Below are 385 nucleotides of genomic sequence, written 5' to 3'. Positions count from 1 at the left end.
AATCTGATCCAGAGCTTTGCTGCGGCGAGATTGAGGAAACTCATGAAGGACAAGGCGGTTTTGTCGTAGCGCGTCGCGATACGGCGCATCTGCTTGAGTTTGTTGAACATCCGCTCGATGCGGTTGCGGTCCCTGTAACGCCGCCAGTCTGTTTTCTGTGGAGCGTTGCGGCCTTTGCGTGATGGAATAACCGGCAGTATCCCACGGAACAGCAGATCCTGGCGGAAGCYGTCACTGTCATAGCCCCGATCAGCCAGCATGGCTTTGGGGGGCGGGACAGACAGCTTCATCAGGGCGTCTGTGGCTTTGTAGTCCGAGACCTGGCCTCCGGTAAGGACAAAGCCAAGAGGGCATCCCTGATTGTCACATCGGACATGGATCTTGC

Annotated in this window: 1 protein-coding gene; it reads right to left on the bottom strand. The window is 56.8% G+C overall.

Annotation, left to right across the window (positions count from 1 at the left end; translation table 11 throughout):
• A partial coding sequence (locus tag KP705_RS20500; protein ID WP_308267684.1) for an IS5 family transposase occupies nucleotides 1-380 on the bottom strand: 380 nt, incomplete at its 3' end.
• Between the last annotated feature and the right edge of the window lie 5 nt (nucleotides 381-385).

This window comes from Gluconobacter sp. P1D12_c (assembly GCF_018812105.1).
Taxonomy (GTDB): Bacteria; Pseudomonadota; Alphaproteobacteria; order Acetobacterales; family Acetobacteraceae; genus Gluconobacter; species Gluconobacter oxydans_A.
Note: the sequence above shows the minus strand (reverse complement) of the source record. Positions and strands in the feature narration are given on the sequence as shown.